The organism is Pseudomonas sp. MNR3A (assembly GCF_009650575.1).
Classification (GTDB): domain Bacteria; phylum Pseudomonadota; class Gammaproteobacteria; order Pseudomonadales; family Pseudomonadaceae; genus Aquipseudomonas; species Aquipseudomonas machongensis.
This window is the reverse complement of the sequence record NZ_VZZS01000008.1, coordinates 294,837-313,950: the sequence shown is the minus strand read 5'-3', so window position 1 is coordinate 313,950 and position 19,114 is coordinate 294,837. Positions and strand designations below refer to the sequence as shown.

Genomic DNA, 19,114 nt, shown 5'->3' with positions numbered 1-19,114 from the left:
CCACGCCTGCTCACGCGGGCCAACGAAGAACTTTGAACCATGGCCACTATCCACGTAGACGGCAAAGCGCTCGAAGTCAACGGTGCAGACAACCTGTTACAGGCCTGTCTGTCGCTCGGCCTCGACATCCCTTATTTCTGCTGGCACCCGGCGCTCGGTAGCGTCGGCGCCTGCCGGCAATGTGCGGTCAAGCAGTACACCGACGAGAACGACACCCGTGGTCGTATCGTCATGTCCTGCATGACCCCTGCCTCCGACGGCACCTGGATCTCCATCGACGATGACGAGTCGAAGGCGTTCCGTGCCAGCGTCGTCGAGTGGCTGATGACCAACCACCCGCACGACTGCCCGGTGTGCGAGGAAGGCGGTCACTGCCACCTGCAGGACATGACGGTAATGACCGGCCACAACGAGCGCCGCTACCGTTTCACCAAGCGTACCCACCAGAACCAGGACCTCGGCCCGTTCATCGCCCACGAGATGAACCGCTGCATCGCCTGCTACCGCTGCGTGCGCTACTACAAGGACTACGCAGGCGGTACCGACCTGGGTGTCTATGGCGCCCACGACAACGTGTACTTCGGTCGCGTTGAAGACGGCGTGCTGGAGAGCGAGTTCTCTGGCAACCTGACCGAGGTCTGCCCGACCGGCGTGTTCACCGACAAGACCCACTCCGAGCGCTATAACCGCAAGTGGGACATGCAGTTCGCCCCGAGCATCTGCCACGGCTGCTCCAGCGGCTGCAACATCAGCCCCGGTGAGCGCTACGGCGAACTGCGCCGCATCGAGAACCGCTTCAACGGCTCGGTGAACCAGTACTTCCTGTGCGACCGTGGCCGCTTCGGCTACGGCTACGTCAACCGCAGCGACCGTCCACGCCAGCCGCTGCTGGCCGATGGCAGCAAGCTGGGCCTCGACGCCGCGCTGGACAAGGCCGCTGACCTGCTGCGCGGTCGTACCATCGTCGGCATCGGCTCGCCGCGCGCCAGCCTCGAGAGCAACTACGGCCTGCGCGAGCTGGTCGGCGCCGACTACTTCTACTCGGGTATGGAAGCCGGTGAGCTGAGCCGCGTGCGCCTGGTGCTGGAGGTGCTGAACAACAGCCCGCTGCCGGTGCCGACCCTGCGCGACATCGAAGTTCACGATGCCGTGTTCGTACTCGGCGAAGACCTCACGCAAACCGCCGCCCGCGTCGCCCTGGCTGTTCGCCAGGCCACCAAGGGCAAGGCCGAGGCCATGGCCGAAGGCATGAAGGTGCAGCCATGGCTCGACGCCGCGGTGAAGAACATCGGCCAGCACGCGCTGTACCCGCTGTTCATTGCCTCGCTGGCCGAGACCAAGCTCGATGACGTCGCCGAGGAATGCGTACACGCAGCCCCTGCCGACCTCGCCCGCCTGGGCTTCGCCGTGGCCCACGCCATCGACCCGAGCGCACCCGCCGTCGAAGGCCTGGACGCCGAAGCGAAGGCGCTGGCCCAGCGCATCGCCGACGCCCTGGTCGCCGCCAAGCGCCCACTGGTAGTTGCCGGTACTTCGCTGGCTGATGCCGCACTGATCGAAGCCGCAGCCAACATCGCCAAAGCGCTCAAGCTGCGCGAGAAGAACGGTTCGCTGAGCCTGGTCGTGCCTGAGGCCAACAGCCTCGGCATGGCCATGATGGGTGGCGATTCGGTCGATGCTGCACTGGACGCCGTCATCACCGGCAAGGCCGACGCCATCGTCGTGCTGGAGAACGACCTGTACACCCGCGTGCCGGCCGCCAAGGTCGATGCTGCGCTCGCCGCTGCAAAAGTGGTGATCGTCGCCGACCACTCCAAGACCGCCACCAGCGACCGCGCCGACCTGGTCCTGCCCGCAGCGTCCTTCGCCGAAGGCGACGGCACCCTGGTCAGCCAGGAAGGCCGCGCCCAGCGCTTCTTCCAGGTGTTCGACCCGCAGTACCTGGACAGCAGCATCCAGATCCACGAAGGCTGGCGCTGGATGCACGCCCTGCGTGCCACCCTGCTGAACAAGCCGGTCGACTGGACCCAACTGGACCACGTCACCAGCGCCTGCGCCAACGCCGCACCGCAACTGGCCGGCATCGTCAACGCAGCGCCAAGCGCCGCGTTCCGCATCAAGGGCATGAAGCTTGCCCGTGAGCCGCTGCGCTACTCGGGCCGTACCGCCATGCGCGCCAACATCAGCGTTCACGAGCCGCGCACACCGCAGGACAAGGACACCGCGTTCGCCTTCTCGATGGAAGGCTACTCGGGCTCGGCCGAACCGCGCCAGCAAGTGCCATTCGCCTGGTCGCCGGGCTGGAACTCGCCGCAAGCCTGGAACAAGTTCCAGGATGAAGTCGGTGGCCACCTGCGTGCCGGTGACCCTGGCGTGCGCTTGATCGAATCGCAAGGCGATCGTCTGAACTGGTTCAACACCATCCCGGCTGCCTTCAACCCGGCGCGCGGGACCTGGACTGCCGTGCCGTTCTTCCACCTGTTCGGCAGCGAAGAGTCCTCCTCCCGCGCCGCCCCGGTGCAAGAGCGCATCCCGGCCGCCTACGTCGGCCTGGCCAAGTCTGAAGCCGACCGCCTGGGCGTAAACGACGGCGCACTGCTGAGCCTGAACGTCGCGGGCGTTTCGCTGCGCCTTCCGCTGCGCATCAATGAAGAACTGGGCGCTGGCCTGGTGGCGTTGCCCAAAGGCCTGGCCGGCATTCCGCCCGCCATCTTCGGTGCATCCGTCGAAGGCCTGCAGGAGGCAGCACAATGAGCTGGTTCACCCCCGAAGTGATCGATGTGATCATCCAGGTCGTCAAGGCTATCGTGGTGCTGCTGGCCGTGGTGGTTTGCGGCGCCCTGCTCAGCTTCGTCGAGCGCCGCCTGCTGGGCTGGTGGCAGGACCGCTACGGTCCGAACCGTGTCGGCCCGTTCGGCATGTTCCAGATCGCCGCCGACATGCTGAAGATGTTCTTCAAGGAAGACTGGAACCCGCCCTTCGTCGACAAGATGATCTTCACCCTGGCGCCGGTCGTGGCCATGAGCGCCCTGCTGATCGGCTTCTCGATCATCCCGATCACACCGGGCTGGGGCGTTGCCGACCTGAACATCGGTCTGCTGTTCTTCTTCGCCATGGCCGGCCTGTCGGTCTACGCGGTGCTGTTCGCCGGCTGGTCGTCGAACAACAAGTACGCCCTGCTGGGCAGCTTGCGGGCCTCGGCGCAGACCGTGTCGTACGAAGTGTTCCTGGGCCTGGCGCTGATGGGCGTGGTGGTACAGGTGGGCTCGTTCAACATGCGCGACATCGTTGAATACCAGGCTCAGAACCTGTGGTTCATCATTCCGCAGTTCTTCGGCTTCTGCACCTTCTTCATCGCTGGCGTCGCCGTGACTCACCGTCACCCGTTCGACCAGCCAGAAGCGGAACAGGAACTGGCCGACGGCTACCACATCGAGTATGCCGGCATGAAATGGGGCATGTTCTTCGTCGGTGAGTACATCGGCATCATCCTCATCTCGGCGCTGCTGGTTACCCTGTTCTTCGGCGGCTGGCACGGCCCGTTCGGCATCCTGCCGCAACTGCCGTTCCTGTGGTTCGCGTTGAAGACCGCGTTCTTCATCATGCTGTTCATCCTGCTGCGCGCCTCGATCCCGCGCCCGCGCTATGACCAGGTGATGGACTTCAGCTGGAAGTTCTGCCTGCCGCTGACCCTGATCAATTTGCTGGTGACCGCTGCGATCGTGCTCTACAACACGCCAGCCGTCGCGGCCCAGTGAGGATTTGACCCATGTTCAAATATATCGGCGACATCGTTAAGGGCACCGGCACTCAGCTGCGCAGCCTGGTGATGGTGTTCTCCCACGGGTTCCGCAAGCGCGACACCCTGCAATACCCCGAAGAGCCCGTGTACCTGCCGCCACGCTATCGTGGCCGCATCGTCCTCACCCGCGATCCCGACGGCGAGGAGCGCTGCGTAGCGTGCAACCTTTGCGCGGTGGCCTGCCCGGTCGGCTGCATCTCGTTGCAGAAAGCCGAGACCGAGGATGGCCGTTGGTATCCCGAGTTCTTCCGCATCAACTTCTCGCGTTGCATCTTCTGCGGCCTGTGTGAAGAGGCGTGCCCGACCACCGCGATCCAGTTGACCCCGGATTTCGAAATGGCCGAGTTCAAGCGTCAGGACCTGGTGTACGAGAAAGAAGATCTGCTGATCTCCGGCCCCGGCAAGAACCCTGACTACAACTTCTACCGTGTTGCGGGTATGGCCATCGCTGGCAAGCCGAAAGGCTCTGCGCAGAACGAAGCCGAGCCGATCAACGTGAAGAGCTTGCTCCCATAAGGACAGAAAGATGGAATTCGCTTTCTACTTCGCATCCGGGATCGCCGTGGTCTCCACCCTTCGGGTGGTGACCGGCACAAACCCCGTGCACGCCCTGCTCTACCTGATCATTTCGCTGATCTCCGTGGCGATGATCTTCTTCTCCCTGGGTGCGCCGTTCGCCGGCGCCCTGGAAGTGATCGCCTACGCTGGCGCCATCATGGTGCTGTTCGTCTTCGTGGTGATGATGCTCAACCTGGGGCCGGCTTCGGTCGCCCAGGAGCGTGGCTGGCTCAAGCCGGGCATCTGGGCAGGGCCGGTGATCCTCGCCGCCCTGCTGCTGCTGGAGCTGCTGTACGTGCTGTTCGCCAATCCGAGCGGTGCTGCCATCAGCGGTACCACGGTTGACGCCAAGGCCGTCGGCATCAGCCTGTTCGGCCCCTACCTGCTGGTGGTCGAACTGGCCTCGATGCTGCTGCTGGCCGCGGCCGTCACCGCCTTCCACCTGGGCCGCAACGAGGCGAAGGAGTAAATCATGGGTGCTATCCCTCTCGAGCATGGTCTGGCGGTCGCCGGCATCCTGTTCTGCTTAGGTCTGGTCGGCCTGATGGTCCGCCGCAACATCCTCTTCGTGCTCATGAGCCTGGAAGTCATGATGAACGCCGCAGCCCTGGCGTTCATCGTCGCCGGTGCCCGTTGGGTCCAGCCCGACGGTCAGGTGATGTTCATTCTGGTGATCAGCCTGGCAGCCGCCGAGGCCAGCATTGGCCTGGCAATCCTGCTGCAGCTGTATCGCCGCTTCCACACTCTCGACATCGATGCTGCCAGTGAGATGCGCGGATGAACCTTCTCTTCCTGACTTTCGTCTTTCCCCTGATCGGCTTCCTGCTGCTGTCGTTCTCGCGCGGGCGGTTCTCGGAGAACCTGTCCGCCCTGATCGGCGTCGGTTCGGTCGGCCTCTCGGCCGCGACCGCCGCCTACGTGATCTGGCAGTTCAACGTCGCGCCGCCTGAAGGCGGTGCGTACAGCCAGCTGCTGTGGCAGTGGATGTCGGTGGACGGCTTCGCGCCGAATTTCACCCTGTACCTGGACGGCCTGTCGGTCACCATGCTCGGCGTGGTCACCGGCGTAGGCTTCCTGATCCACCTGTTCGCCTCCTGGTACATGCGTGGCGAAGCCGGTTACTCGCGCTTCTTCTCGTACACCAACCTGTTCATCGCCAGCATGCTGTTCCTGATCCTGGGCGATAACCTGCTGTTCATCTACTTCGGCTGGGAAGGTGTAGGCCTGTGCTCCTACCTGTTGATCGGTTTCTACTACAGCAACCGCAACAACGGTAACGCGGCACTGAAGGCCTTCATCGTCACCCGCATCGGCGACGTGTTCATGGCCATCGGCCTGTTCATCCTGTTCGCCCAACTGGGTACGCTGAACGTCCAGGAACTGCTGGTGCTGGCACCGCAGAAATTCCAGGCGGGCGACACCTGGATGGTCCTGGCCACCCTGATGCTGCTCGGTGGTGCGGTTGGTAAATCGGCCCAGCTCCCGCTGCAGACCTGGCTGGCCGACGCGATGGCTGGCCCGACCCCGGTTTCGGCACTGATCCACGCCGCGACCATGGTCACCGCAGGCGTCTACCTGATCGCCCGTACCCACGGCCTGTTCACCCTGGCGCCAGACATCCTGCACCTGGTTGGCGTAGTGGGTGGCATCACCCTGGTACTGGCCGGCTTCGCCGCGCTGGTGCAGACCGACATCAAGCGTATCCTCGCCTACTCCACCATGAGCCAGATCGGCTACATGTTCCTCGCCCTGGGCGTTGGCGCATGGGATGCGGCGATCTTCCACCTGATGACCCACGCCTTCTTCAAGGCCCTGCTGTTCCTTGCCTCCGGTGCGGTGATCGTTGCCTGCCACCACGAGCAGAACATCTTCAAGATGGGCGGCCTGTGGAAGAAGCTGCCACTGGCTTACGCCAGCTTCGTGGTCGGTGGTGCTGCGCTGGCCGCCCTGCCGATCCTGACCGTGGGCTTCTATTCCAAGGACGAGATCCTCTGGGAAGCCTTCGCCAGCGGCAACACCAACCTGCTGTACGCAGGCCTGGTCGGCGCGTTCATGACCTCGCTGTACACCTTCCGCCTGATCTTCATCGCCTTCCACGGCGAAGCGAAGACCGAAGCCCACGCTGGCCACGGCATCAGCCACTGGCTGCCGCTGGGCGTGCTGATCGTGCTGTCGACCTTCGTCGGCGCCTGGATCCACCCGCCGCTGGCAGGCGTGCTGCCTGAGAGCGCCGGTCACGCCGGTGGCGAAGCCAAGCACTCGCTGGAGATCGCCTCGGGCGCCATCGCCATCGCCGGTATCCTGCTGGCTGCGGTGCTGTTCCTGGGCAAACGTCGCCTGGTCACCGCGATCGCCAACAGCAGCATCGGTCGCGTCCTGTCCGCCTGGTGGTTCGCCGCCTGGGGCTTCGACTGGATCTACGACAAGCTGTTCGTCAAACCTTACCTGCTGATCAGCCACATCCTGCGCAAGGACCCGGTTGACCGCGGTATCGGCCTGATTCCTCGCATGGCTCGCGGCGGCCACGTCGCCATGAGCAAGACCGAGACCGGTCAGCTGCGCTGGTACACCGCCTCTATCGCCGTAGGTGCCGTGCTCGTGCTCGGCGCCGTGGTAGTGGCCGCGGTATGACCATGAATATTGCGAACCTCGCGAACCTTGCGACTCTGCGAAAGGAAACGAACCCGTCATGATTCTGCCTTGGCTGATCCTGATCCCCTTCATCGGCGGCTTCCTGTGCTGGCTGGGTGAGCGCTTCGGCGCCACCCTGCCGCGCTGGATCGCGCTGCTGACCATGTCCCTGCTGCTCGGTATCGGCCTGTGGCTGTGGGGCACCGGTGACTACACCCTCGCCCCCGCTCCGGGCGCCGAACCTGCCTGGGCCGTGGAATACAAAGTCCAGTGGATCCAGCGCTTCGGCATCAGCATCCACCTGGCCCTGGACGGCCTGTCGCTGCTGATGATCCTGCTCACCGGCCTGCTCGGCGTGCTGTCGGTGCTGTGCTCGTGGAAAGAGATCCAGCGCCACGTCGGCTTCTTCCACCTCAACCTGATGTGGATCCTCGGCGGCGTGGTCGGTGTGTTCCTGGCGCTGGACCTGTTCCTGTTCTTCTTCTTCTGGGAAATGATGCTGGTGCCGATGTACTTCCTCATCGCGCTCTGGGGTCACAGCTCGGCAGATGGCAAGAAGACCCGGATCTACGCGGCGACCAAGTTCTTCATCTTCACCCAGGCCAGCGGCCTGATCATGCTGGTGGCGATCCTTGGCCTGGTGCTGGTCAACTACAACGCCACCGGGGTGATCACCTTCAACTACAGCGACCTGCTCAAGGCACAGCTGCCGCCAGGTGTCGAATACCTGCTGATGCTGGGCTTCTTCATCGCCTTCGCGGTCAAGCTGCCAGTGGTTCCGTTCCACTCCTGGCTGCCTGACGCCCACGCCCAGGCGCCGACTGCAGGTTCCGTCGACCTCGCCGGCATCCTGCTGAAGACTGCGGCCTACGGCCTGCTGCGCTTCGCCCTGCCGCTGTTCCCGAACGCCTCGGCCGAGTTCGCGCCGATCGCCATGACCCTGGGCCTGATCGGTATCTTCTACGGTGCGTTCCTGGCCTTCGCCCAAACCGACATCAAGCGCCTGATCGCCTTCTCCAGCGTCTCGCACATGGGCTTCGTGCTGATCGGTATCTACTCCGGCAGCCAGCAAGCCCTGCAAGGTGCGGTGATCCAGATGCTGGCCCACGGCCTGTCGGCCGCGGCGCTGTTCATCCTGTCCGGCCAGCTGTACGAGCGCCTGCACACCCGTGACATGCGCCAGATGGGTGGCCTGTGGCACCGCATCGCGTATCTGCCAGCCATCAGCCTGTTCTTCGCCGCCGCGTCGCTGGGCCTTCCGGGCACCGGCAACTTCGTCGGCGAATTCCTGATCCTGATCGGCAGCTTCGCCCACGTACCATGGATCACCGTGATCGCCACCACCGGCCTCGTGTTCGGCTCGGTCTACTCGCTGATCATGATCCACCGCGCCTACTTCGGTCCGGCCAAAGCCGACACCGTGCTGGCCGGCATGGACGGACGCGAGCTGATCATGGTGCTGGGCCTGGCGGTGCTGCTGATCGTGCTGGGCGTCTACCCGCAGCCGTTCCTCGACACCTCTGCCGCCACCATGAGCGGTGTGCAGCAGTGGCTCGGTTCCGCTTTCACTCAACTCGCTTCGGCCCGGTAAGAGCGCTATGGAATTCACCACTCAACACTTCATCGCATTGGCGCCGATGCTGATCACCACCATCACCACGGTGGTGGTGATGCTGGCGATCGCCTGGAAGCGCAACCACTCGCAGACCTTCCTGCTGTCCACCGTGGGCCTGAACCTGGCCCTGCTGTCGATCCTGCCGGCACTGAAAGTCGCACCGCTGGCGGTCACCTCGCTGGTGACCATCGACAAGTTCGCCTGCCTGTACATGGCGATCATCCTGGTGGCCACTCTGGCATGCGTTACCCTCGCCCACGCCTACCTGGGCGAGGGCTCCAAGGGCTTCCCGGGCAACCGTGAAGAACTCTACCTGCTGCTGCTGATGTCAGCGCTGGGGGGCCTGGTGCTGGTCAGCGCCAACCACCTGGCAGGCCTGTTCATCGGCCTGGAGCTGCTGTCGGTGCCGGTCTATGGCCTGGTAGCCTATGCGTTCTTCAACAAGCGCTCGCTGGAAGCCGGCATCAAGTACATGGTGCTCTCGGCTGCAGGTTCGGCCTTCCTGCTGTTCGGCATGGCCTTGCTCTACGCCGATGCCGGCGCCCTGACCTTCGACCAGCTGGGCAAGGCCCTGGCCGCCACCAGCATGCCAAGCCTGCTGGCCCAGCTGGGCCTGGGCATGATGCTGGTAGGCCTGGCCTTCAAGCTGTCGCTCGTGCCTTTCCACCTGTGGACGCCGGACGTGTACGAAGGTGCTCCGGCACCGGTCGCCGCCTTCCTGGCCACCGCCAGCAAGGTTGCGGTATTCGCCGTGGTCGTACGCCTGTTCATGCTCTCCCCTGCCGCCAGCAGTGGCGTGCTGAGCACCGTACTGGCAGTGATCGCCGTCGCCTCGATCCTGGTCGGTAACCTGCTGGCGCTGACCCAGAGCAACCTCAAGCGTCTGCTGGGTTACTCGTCCATCGCCCATTTCGGTTACCTGGTCATCGCCCTGGTGGCGAGCAAGGGTCTGGCACTGGAGGCCATGGGCGTGTACCTGGTCACCTACGTGATCACCAGCCTGGGCGCCTTCGGCGTGATCACCCTGATGTCCTCGCCGTACGCCGGCCGTGACGCCGACGCGCTCTACGAATACCGCGGCCTGTTCTGGCGTCGTCCGTACCTGACCGCGGTACTGACCGTGATGATGCTGTCGCTGGCCGGTATCCCGCTGACTGCAGGCTTCATCGGCAAGTTCTACATCATCGCCACCGGCGTCGAATCGCACCTGTGGTGGCTGGTCGGTGCTCTGGTGATCGGCAGCGCCATCGGCGTGTACTACTACCTGCGGGTCATGGTGACCCTGTACCTGGTAGAGCCGAACCTGCGTCGTCACGATGCGCCGCTGAAGTGGGAACAGCGTACCGGCGGCGTCATGCTGCTGGCCGTTGCGATCCTGGCCTTCGTGCTGGGTGTATACCCGCAGCCGTTGCTGGAACTGGTTCAGCAGGCTGGCCTGCACCTGGTGGGCTGATCCGTTCTGCGCTGTATCAAGACACCCCGCCTCGGCGGGGTGTCTTGTTTCAGGGTCCGGCAAAACCGGCCACCGCCTTCAACCACAGCGAGCACGGTCACGCGCCGGGCATTCAGCTCGGTGCAGATTCAATGCGGTATTGATAATGCCGATGTGACTGAACGCCTGGGGAAAATTCCCCAGCATTCGCTGCCCGAGCGGATCGTACTGCTCGGCCAGCAGGCCCACGTCGTTGCACAACCCGGTCAGGCGGTCATACAAGGCCTGCGCCTGGGCCTGACGCCCCAGCAGCACATACACGTCAGCCAACCAGAACGAACACACCAGGAAGGTCCCCTCCCCAGGCGCAAGGCCGTCGCTGCAACTGTCGCTGTCGTAGCGCAGCAACAAACCATTCTTCAGCAGACGATGCTCGATCTGTTCCAGCGTCCGCAAGAAGCGCGGATCTTCCGCTGGCAGAAAACCGGTCAGGGCAATCTGCAGCAGGCTGGCATCGAGTTCGTCCGAGCCATAGGCCTGCACGAAGTACTGCCCACCAGCGTCCAGCCCCTGCTCGCACACCTCCCGGTGGATCTGCTCGGCTACCTGACGATAATGCGTGCCCCGTTCGCGATCCTCCTCGGTGGTTTCAGCCAGACTCGCCGCACGGTCGAACGCAACCCAGGCCATCACCTTCGAATGCACGAACTGTTGGCGACCGCCACGCACCTCCCAGATTCCTTCGTCGGGCTCGCGCCAGATGCGCTCCACATACGGCATGATCAACCGGGCGATTGCGGCACTGCGAGGGTGGCGGGGCAGCCCGCCCTTGATCGCCTGGGCCATGGCATCGGCCACCTCACCATAGATATCCAGCTGGCGCTGCCCGGAGGCTGCGTTGCCGATGCGCACCGGGCTTGAGCGTTCATACCCGGCCAGCCAGGGCAAGGTGAACTCGGCAAGGTCGCGCTCGCCTGCCAGGCCATACATGATCTGCATCTGCTCCGGATTACCGGCCACCGAGCGCAGCAGCCATTCGCGCCAGGCCTGCGCTTCATCGAAGTACCCCAGGTTCATGAACGCCAGCAGGGTCATGGTGGCGTCCCGCAACCAGCAATAGCGATAGTCCCAGTTACGCTCGCCACCAATGCGCTCGGGCAGCGAGGTGGTGGCCGCAGCGACGATCCCGCCGGTGGGCGCATAGGTCAGCGCCTTGAGGGTCAACAGCGAGCGACGCACCAGAGCGCTGTGCGGCCCCATGTCAGGGCAGCGGGCAGCGAAGTCCTGCCAGTGCTCCAAGGTGCGTGCGAGCGCCTGATCGGCGTCGAAATCCGGCGTGTCGGGCAGGTGCGAGGGTTGATGACGCAAGGCGAACACCTGCCGCTCGCCCGCGCCCACATGAAAGCGGCAGACGCTGTGATGGTCCATTGCATGCAACCCGACCGTGCTACGCAGGATCAGCCGGTCGGGGCCGGCAACGGCACTGAGGGTCAGTGGATCGAGCCGCTCCACCCAGGGAACACTGCGGCCATAGTCGAAGCGCAGCACCAGATCGAGCTCGAATCGGGTCTGCCCCGAAAGACCTTCGACGATGCGTAGCACGGCGTTGTCTTCACCCAGGGGCATGCAGTCGAGTACCCGAGCACGGCCGCTGGCAGTGGTCCAGGTGGTTTCCAGTACCAGGGTATCGCCCAGGTACTGCCGGCTGCACTGCTCCACCGAGTCACTGGGCGCCAGGCGCCAGCGACCATTTTCTTCACTGCCGAGCAAGGCGGCGAACACCGCCGGGGCGTCGAAACGGGGCAGGCACAGCCAGTCGATCGAACCATCGCGGCTGACCAGGGCTGCGCTACGGCAGTTGCCAAGCAGGGCATAGTCTTCGATGTGCGCGGGCATTGGAGCTCCTTGGATTGAGGCTTGGGTTCGCTCTGTTGTTTGTGACCACAACCGAGCACGCTTTGCGCCCCTCGCCCGAATCCTGCAGTACATCAACGACGTCGCCCCCCTGGCCTGCTACTGTTCTCCCCAGCCCCAACCCGTGAAGGATCACCCTGCCCCATGTCTTCCGACCTGCTCCTGGTCCTCGGCCTGCTGGCCATCGTCGTCACCCTGTTCATCCTCAACCGCCCCCGCATGGATGTGGTTGCCCTGTTGGTGATCCTGTTTCTGCCGCTGTCCGGCATCCTCACCGTCGAGCAGGCCCTGGCCGGCTTCAGCGATCCCAACGTGGTGCTGATCGCCGCGCTGTTCGTGATCGGCGAAGGCCTGGTGCGCACCGGCATCGCCTACCGCATCGGCGACTGGATGAGCGAGCGCGCCGGCAACAGCGAGGCACGCTTGCTGGTGCTGTTGATGGTCGCAGTTGCCGGGCTTGGGTCGGTAATGAGTTCGACCGGGGTGGTGGCGATCTTCATCCCGGTGGTGCTGAGCATCGCTGCGCGTCAAAAGCGCTCGCCAAGCCGCCTGATGATGCCGCTGAGCTTCGCCGGCCTGATCAGCGGCATGCTCAGCCTGGTGGCGACGCCACCGAACGTGGTGGTGCACAGCGAGTTGGTACGCCATGGGCTGGAGGGCTTCAACTTCTTCAGTTTCACCCCGTTCGGCCTGGTCATCCTGGTGCTGGGCGTGGGCTACATGTTGCTGACCCGCCGCTGGCTCGACGGCGAGGTGCGCAAGGACGGCCGCAGCGAAAGCCGTCGCACCCTGCTCGACCTGGTGCTGGACTACAAACTCAGCGGCCGCGAGCGGCGGCTGCGCATTCGTCCACATTCGCCGCTGATCGGCCATACCCTTGGCGAACTCGAATTACGTACCCGCCATGGCGCCAATGTGGTCGGCATCGAGCGCCAGCACAAATTCACCACCCGGGTGATCGCCGCCGACTCCGGCACCTTGCTGCAACAGGGCGATGTGCTGCTGCTCGACCTCTTCGCCAATCGCGACGATCTGCGCAGCCTGTGCCAGACCATGCAACTGGAACCCCTGCACTTCAAGGCCGCCTACTTCATCGATCAATCGCAGGAAGTGGGCATGGCCGAGGTCTCGCTGCCGCCCGGTTCGCAACTGATCGGCAAGACTATCCTGGAGCTGGCCTTTCGCAGTCGCTACGGCCTCAATGTGGTCGGCCTGCGCCGCGAGCAGAACGCGGTCGATGAGCAACTGGTGGAAGAGAAACTGCGCCTGGGCGATACCCTGCTGGTCATCGGCCCCTGGAAGGCCGTGCGCCAGCTGCAAAGTCAGCCGCGCGACTTCCTGGTACTCAGCCTGCCAGCCGAAGTCGATCAGGTGGCGCCTGCGCGCGCCCGTGCTCCGCACGCCTTGCTGAGCCTGGCGGTGATGGTCGGACTGATGGTCAGCGGCCTGGTACCCAATGTCCTCGCTGCGCTGATCGGCTGCCTGTTGATGGGCGCCGGGCGCTGTATCGACATGAACAGCGCCTACCGCGCGATCCATTGGCAAAGCCTGGTACTGATCGTCGGCATGCTGCCCTTCGCCCTGGCCCTGCAGAAGACCGGCGGCATCGACCTGGCCGTCACCGGGCTGGTCGGCCTGCTCGGCGGCGCCGGCCCGCTGGCCATCCTGGCCTGCCTGTTCGCCCTCACCGCAGTGATCGGGCTGTTCATCTCCAATACGGCTACGGCAGTGCTCATGGCTCCGGTTGCAATCAGCACGGCGCAACAGCTGGGGATGTCACCGTACCCCTTCGCCATGACCGTGGCCCTGGCCGCCTCGGCAGCCTTCATGACGCCGGTGTCCTCGCCGGTCAATACCCTGGTGCTCGGCCCGGGCCAGTACCGCTTCGCCGACTTCGTCAAGATCGGTGTGCCCTTCACCCTTCTGGTGATGGGAGTGACCGTGGTGATGGTGCCCTGGTTCTTCGGGTTGCAGTGAGCCGGCTGAAAACCTGTACCAAACCTGAAATATCAGGGAGGATCGGCACAAACTAATATCCAATTGACATCAATTCGTTTCATGAACCACACTGCAAGCCATGTGTCCCAGGTGTTCGCTGTAGTCGTCCTGGATTACGTTTCCGCTTGTCGGTCGAGCCCATGGTGTTTTCAGCCCAGTCGCGCCTGCTGCCTCCGTTGATCCTGTTTGGCCTGACCTTCGCCCTGACGCTGGGCGGCATCCTGGCCAGGCCGATCGAATCCCTGTCGCTGTTCTGGCCGGTCAATGCGGTGTTGGCCGGGGTTCTGCTGCGCCATCCCCGCCAGGGCAGTATCCTGGGCGTGGCCCTGATGTACCTGGCGATGGTCAGTGCTGATCTGATCTGTGGCAGCGAGTGGCGCCCGGCCCTGTGGTTCAACCTGTGCAACGTCGGTGCGATCGTCACTCTCTGGCGTCTGCTGGCGCACTTGCCCCGCTCCCACCGGCGCCTGCGTACACCTCACGGCGTACTGCGCGTGTTCGCTGCCTGTGCCGCAGGGGCCGTGGTGGCTGCGAGCCTCGCCTGCGTGATGGCCGCGCCCTGGTTCGATCAATCATTGCGCGCCACCTGGCTGGCCTGGTTCAGCGAACAGTTCTCCACCAGCGTACTCGTGCTGCCGATCATGCTCACTGCGCCGTCGCTACCGGCCCTGGTGCGCAGCGGAGGGCTGCCTGTGCGACTGGCACCCTTGCTGGTGCTGCTGGCGTCGCTGGTGCTCAGTATCGTTTTCGGCGGCCCTGGCGCAATCGCCTTCCCCATTTCTGCGCTGCTGTGGTGCGCCCTGAGCTATTCCCCCTTCATGCTTTCGTTGCTGTCCCTGACAGCGGGCAGCACCCTCATCGTTGCCGTGGCCCAGAACCTGATGCATTTCAGCGTGCCGCAGAGCGAGCCTGGCGTCACTGCGCTGATGTCGGCTCGCCTGGGCATCGCCATGCTGGTGCTCGGGCCGCTGGTGGTGGCCTGTGTGAGTAATGCCAACCGTGCCCTGCTGTCGCGCCTGGCGCACCAGGCGACCATCGATCACCTGACCGGCGCCCTGACCCGCAGCGCCTTCGCTCGCCAGGCCAACGCCCTGCTCGAAGGCCGGCAGCAGCATGCCCAGGCGCTGCCGCTGACCTTGATGATGCTCGATATCGACTACTTCAAGGCCATCAATGATCGCCATGGCCACGCTGTCGGCGACCACGTCCTGCGCCAATGCGCCAGGGTACTGCAGGACCAGCTGCACGACGGCGAGCTGTTCGCTCGCCTGGGTGGCGAGGAGTTCGTCATCGTCGTTCCGGGGCTGGCTCCCGAGCAGGCCGCGTTCACTGCCGAGCGTCTGCGCCGGGCCGTGCAGGACCTGCAGATGGTGCAAGGCGAGGTGCCACTGCGTATCACCGTGAGCATCGGTGTCAGTGGCTGCAACGATAGCCAACCGATAGCCGACCTTGATGCCTTGCTGGCCGACGCCGACCAGGCGCTGTATCGCGCCAAGGCCCATGGCCGCAATCGTGTCGAGCAGGCCCAGCGCCAGGTCGTCTGAGTCAGCCGATCAGGTCCCACGAAAGCTTGCCGATCAGCACGCACAGCAGCACCAGGAACAGCCCGCGCACGAACCCTGCCCCCTTGCGTACCGCCAGCCAGGTACCCGTCAAAGCCCCCAGGATGTTGAACACCGCCATCGGCAATGCAATGGCCCACAGCACGTTACCCGAGGGCACGAAGAACACCAGCGCTGCGAGATTGGTGGCGATGTTCACAAGCTTGGCCGACGCCGAGGCGTGGAGAAAATCCAGCGCGAAAAAGCGGATGAACAGGAAGATCAGGAAGCTGCCCGTGCCAGGGCCGAACAGACCGTCATAGAAACCGATGGCACCGCCGATCAGTACCGCCAGGCACTGTTCCCTGCGGCCGATGCGCGTCGGTGTGTGCACGGCACCGAAGTCCTTCTTGCAGAACGTGTAGATCGCCATCAATACGATCAGCACCAGCACCGCTGGGCGCATCACGCTGGGAGGGACCAACGATACGGTCGCAGCCCCGACGAACGACATCACAAAGGCACTGGCCATCGCCGGCACGATCAGCCCCCAGTCGAGACTGACCTTGCGAATGAACGAGCGCGCAGCGAAAGCCGTGCCGCACACCGACGCAAACTTGTTGGTGCCCAGCAGCGCTGCCGGTTGAGCACCGGGCAATACATTGAACAATGCAGGAATCTGGATCAGCCCGCCGCCGCCGACCGCAGCATCGATCAATCCGGCAGCGAAAGCGAACAGGGACAACAGGACGATATCCGTCATTTGAAAGGTTCCAGGCAGGGAGAGCGTGCGCACAGCCTAATCAAATGGCCGCACCTGTGTTGAAATGCCATATTGCACAAACCGCAATGAGGAACTCGCCATGGCATTGGACATGCTGCGCGAAATACAAGCCTTCGTCAGCGTCGCCCACAAGCGCAGCTTCGTTGCCGCCGCCCGCGCGCTGGGGCGCTCCCCCAGCGCCGTAACCCGCGCGGTGCAAGCACTGGAGGACAACGCTGGCACCCGCCTGCTCAATCGCAGTGCCAATGCCGTTACCCTGACCGAAGCCGGTGAACACCTGCTGCCACATGCACAACGCTTGCTGGAGGTGCAACGTGATGCGGCCGATGAGCTGGCGGCGCTGAGCGGTTCGGCACAAGGCTGGATCCGCTTCGCAGTGCCCGAACTGTTAGGCCAGAAAGTACTGCCAGCGGTACTCGCAGACTTTTCCCAGCGTCACCCCCAGGTAACCCTGGACGTACAGTTCGTCGACCAGGCCCTGGACCCGGTGCAAGGCAAGTTCGATTTCGTCGTGCGCGGCGCCTTTCCCCAGTCAAGCGAACTGATCGGCTATCCACTGTGGAACTACCGTCGCCACCTGTACGCCAGCCCGGCGTACCTGCAGCAACACGGTTTGCCACTGGAGCCAGAGGAGTTGAGCGGCCATGCGCTGATCCTGCACACCGCTCCCCGCATCCTCAAGGCTTGGCATTTCTGCCGCGACGGCCAGATCACCAGCCTGCGACCACGTCCGCGCCTGCGCCTGTCCGCTGGCACTGCGGTGTATCAAAGCGCGTTGGCAGGCGCCGGCATCGCCCGCCTCGCCGACTGGCTGGGCGAACCACAAGTGCAGGCCGGGCGCTTGCTGCGGGTATGTCCGGCGTATCACCTGACCTCCAGCAGCGGCCAGGATCCACAGATGCATGCGCTCTATCCGCCAGGCGAACAACCGGCTCGGGTCCGTGAACTGCTGCAGGCGCTGCGGCATGCGCGTCCCTGACCCTCAGATGGTGCTGTACAAATTCTGCTCAATTTAACAAAGGCCGCTTCACTCCTGGCTTGTAGCGTTTTATCCACAGACCTACCCACGTTTTTTGTGGACAGAATTCCGAGGCCAGATAACGACTTATCGCACACGCACCAGTGCAGCATTGGCCAGCTTGACCAATTCGATCCACTCGCCAACGTTGATCGCCCCGGCCTGCTCGAGTTGTTCGGCACAGACCAGTGCCTGCTCGTAATCCCGTTCGCTGGCGATACCTGTGCCAACGAACCGCTCCCGCCACTCCAGCATCGCTGCAGTGCCCTTCTTGCTTTCCATGTACGACTCCGAGACAGGTGGGCTGCCGTCAAGCCAAAACTCCAGACGCCCCCACGCTCAGGCGCCGAAAACGGCCGCGGGAGATTACACGAGCGGTCATCAAACAAGAATAAATATCAACAAGAAGCCGACGGAAAGTCGATGAGAGGCGTAGCAGGAGGTAAAACGCATCGAGCCCGTCTCACGGGTAGACGGGCTCGGGAAAGTTGGACGGGCATTTCAGCCCGGCGGGATGGTACCCAGCAAGCCGATCAGGATCGTCAGCATCAGGAAACCACCCAGGAACAACGCAAGCTTGCCCATTGGAACCTCGACAAAGTGGGGACTGAACGGCAGAGCTGCCCGTCAGGGATACAGTGCAGCCGCGCTTGCCCAGCGCATACCGCTTCGTACGGCTGGGCTTGAGGGGCATTGTCAGGCCTTGGCTGATACGGTTACAGATTCAGGTTGCTGGAAAAAAAGCATATCAGATTGATCGTTCAGTCCATCTGTCGCAACTTTTCCAACGGCAACCACCCCAGCTCACCGTTGCGCTGGCGCCGACACCAGAGCCAGCCGTTCAAGCGCCGCAGCCCCACCATCACCTGCCCGGGATCAGCGTCCAGCTCATAGGCCGAGTACGACTCCAGTGCCCGCCCCTGGCCAACACCCAGCCGCTCGATCAGTTGCCCCGGTACCCAGCCTGGCTCTTGCCCCTCACAACTGCACAGGTACCAGTCCTGCCAGTCTTCCTCGCCCTCGTAACGCTGCCCGATCTGCAACAACGTCCCTCGGGCGAAGCTGATGGGTCGAGGGTATTCACTGCGATGGCTTTCGATCACCACGTATTTCATATGCCGCTCCCTGGCTATAGAAGAATCAGTCCTGGCAGTCGTTCAGAGGCTCATGACCATTTCATGCCAAGCCATGCCACCGTGATCGGAACTGGAGGGTTTTACGTACTCGTATCCCATCTTTTCGTACAACCCTACATGCTGGTCTTTGCACATCAGGTGAATGGTCGCCTTGCCACGTTCACGCATCTGCGTGATGAAGCGCGTCATCAGTTGCCCGGCGAAACCACGCCCCTGAAACGACGGATCGACCACCACCGACATGATCACCACATTTGGCGCCTGGGCATCGTGCCCGACCAGTTCCTTGAACGCCTCATCGGACATCACCACCTCGTGGGCACAGCCACTGTTGATGAAGCCCACCACTTGGCCGTCCAGCTCCAGCACCAGGAAACCCTGCGGGTATTGGGCGATGCGCGTGGCAATCTTCTCCCGCGTGGCCGCTTCGTCACCTTCGTAGGCAGTGGTTTCGATGTGATAGCAGCGGTCCACATCCGAAGGTGTGGCGGGGCGGAAATCAGGGGTATTCATGGGGTAGGTCCGTGTTTCGATAAGCAGAGGACGACATCCTAACCGGAGCGGCTCAGCTTCGCACCGCGATCACAGGTCACACCCCGCTTAACCGAGCGTTATCCGTGCACCACGCCTTTGTATGCTTACGTATCAAATCCAAGCGCAGATACGTAGGAAAACCACACCCAGC

General features: G+C 63.6%; 16 protein-coding genes. 11 read left to right on the top strand and 5 right to left on the bottom strand.

Annotated elements, in window-relative coordinates; genetic code table 11:
• Positions 1 to 39 precede the first annotated feature (39 nt).
• From nuoG to nuoN, 8 genes are read left to right on the top strand one after another with little or no spacing between them, the layout of a single operon-like run.
• Positions 40 to 2,754, top strand: coding sequence for an NADH-quinone oxidoreductase subunit NuoG (gene nuoG, locus F6X62_RS06695; protein WP_153773028.1), 2,715 nt, complete (start codon positions 40 to 42; stop codon positions 2,752 to 2,754).
• Positions 2,751 to 3,758 (top strand): NADH-quinone oxidoreductase subunit NuoH, encoded by a 1,008-nt coding sequence (nuoH, locus tag F6X62_RS06690; protein ID WP_016488222.1) that lies wholly within the window; start codon positions 2,751 to 2,753, stop codon positions 3,756 to 3,758. Before nuoG ends, nuoH begins: the two co-directional genes overlap by 4 nt.
• Positions 3,759 to 3,769: 11 nt before the next feature.
• Complete coding sequence (gene nuoI / locus F6X62_RS06685) at positions 3,770 to 4,318, top strand: NADH-quinone oxidoreductase subunit NuoI (protein WP_011534620.1); 549 nt, start codon at positions 3,770 to 3,772, stop codon at positions 4,316 to 4,318.
• A gap of 10 nt (positions 4,319 to 4,328) precedes the next feature.
• Entirely contained in the window at positions 4,329 to 4,829 is a 501-nt protein-coding gene (gene nuoJ, locus F6X62_RS06680; protein WP_054892700.1) for an NADH-quinone oxidoreductase subunit J, read from the top strand.
• A 3-nt stretch (positions 4,830 to 4,832) separates the two neighbouring features.
• Positions 4,833 to 5,141: an NADH-quinone oxidoreductase subunit NuoK gene (gene nuoK, locus F6X62_RS06675; RefSeq protein WP_023631349.1), complete on the top strand. Its 309-nt coding sequence runs from the start codon at positions 4,833 to 4,835 to the stop codon at positions 5,139 to 5,141.
• Complete coding sequence (gene nuoL, locus F6X62_RS06670) at positions 5,138 to 6,991, top strand: NADH-quinone oxidoreductase subunit L (RefSeq protein ID WP_054892699.1); 1,854 nt, start codon at positions 5,138 to 5,140, stop codon at positions 6,989 to 6,991. The genes nuoK and nuoL overlap by 4 nt, the downstream gene beginning before the upstream one ends.
• A gap of 58 nt (positions 6,992 to 7,049) precedes the next feature.
• Positions 7,050 to 8,582 (top strand): NADH-quinone oxidoreductase subunit M, encoded by a 1,533-nt coding sequence (gene nuoM / locus F6X62_RS06665; RefSeq protein WP_054892698.1) that lies wholly within the window; start codon positions 7,050 to 7,052, stop codon positions 8,580 to 8,582.
• A 7-nt stretch (positions 8,583 to 8,589) separates the two neighbouring features.
• Positions 8,590 to 10,059: an NADH-quinone oxidoreductase subunit NuoN gene (gene nuoN / locus F6X62_RS06660; protein ID WP_054892697.1), complete on the top strand. Its 1,470-nt coding sequence runs from the start codon at positions 8,590 to 8,592 to the stop codon at positions 10,057 to 10,059.
• 78 nt (positions 10,060 to 10,137) lie between these two features.
• Here nuoN and F6X62_RS06655 read toward each other — a convergent pair whose 3' ends face one another.
• On the bottom strand, positions 10,138 to 11,934 hold the full coding sequence (locus F6X62_RS06655; RefSeq protein WP_153773027.1) for a glycoside hydrolase family 15 protein: 1,797 nt from the start codon (positions 11,932 to 11,934) through the stop codon (positions 10,138 to 10,140).
• Between the two features lie 162 nt (positions 11,935 to 12,096).
• On the opposite strand from F6X62_RS06655, the gene F6X62_RS06650 reads away from it, so the two are divergent.
• Together F6X62_RS06650 and F6X62_RS06645 are read left to right on the top strand one after the other, a co-directional pair.
• Complete coding sequence (locus F6X62_RS06650) at positions 12,097 to 13,929, top strand: SLC13 family permease (protein ID WP_153773026.1); 1,833 nt, start codon at positions 12,097 to 12,099, stop codon at positions 13,927 to 13,929.
• A 146-nt stretch (positions 13,930 to 14,075) separates the two neighbouring features.
• Positions 14,076 to 15,494, top strand: a complete 1,419-nt coding sequence (locus tag F6X62_RS06645) for a GGDEF domain-containing protein (protein WP_153773025.1) — start codon at positions 14,076 to 14,078, stop codon at positions 15,492 to 15,494.
• 1 nt (position 15,495) lies between these two features.
• On the opposite strand, the gene F6X62_RS06640 is transcribed toward F6X62_RS06645, so the two are convergent.
• Positions 15,496 to 16,254, bottom strand: a complete 759-nt coding sequence (locus F6X62_RS06640) for a TSUP family transporter (RefSeq protein ID WP_054892693.1) — start codon at positions 16,252 to 16,254, stop codon at positions 15,496 to 15,498.
• 100 nt (positions 16,255 to 16,354) lie between these two features.
• On the opposite strand from F6X62_RS06640, the gene F6X62_RS06635 reads away from it, so the two are divergent.
• A complete protein-coding gene (locus F6X62_RS06635; protein WP_153773024.1) occupies positions 16,355 to 17,254 on the top strand; it encodes a LysR family transcriptional regulator in 900 nt (299 codons plus the stop codon).
• Between the two features lie 126 nt (positions 17,255 to 17,380).
• Here F6X62_RS06635 and F6X62_RS06630 read toward each other — a convergent pair whose 3' ends face one another.
• The 3 genes from F6X62_RS06630 to F6X62_RS06620 all read right to left on the bottom strand — a co-directional run bounded on the left by F6X62_RS06630 (position 17,381) and on the right by F6X62_RS06620 (position 18,942).
• Entirely contained in the window at positions 17,381 to 17,575 is a 195-nt protein-coding gene (locus F6X62_RS06630) for a hypothetical protein (protein ID WP_063544312.1), read from the bottom strand.
• Positions 17,576 to 18,054: 479 nt separating this feature from the next.
• A complete protein-coding gene (locus tag F6X62_RS06625) occupies positions 18,055 to 18,408 on the bottom strand; it encodes an SH3 domain-containing protein (protein ID WP_054892690.1) in 354 nt (117 codons plus the stop codon).
• Between the two features lie 42 nt (positions 18,409 to 18,450).
• Positions 18,451 to 18,942 (bottom strand): GNAT family N-acetyltransferase, encoded by a 492-nt coding sequence (locus F6X62_RS06620; RefSeq protein ID WP_153773023.1) that lies wholly within the window; start codon positions 18,940 to 18,942, stop codon positions 18,451 to 18,453.
• Positions 18,943 to 19,114 lie beyond the last annotated feature (172 nt).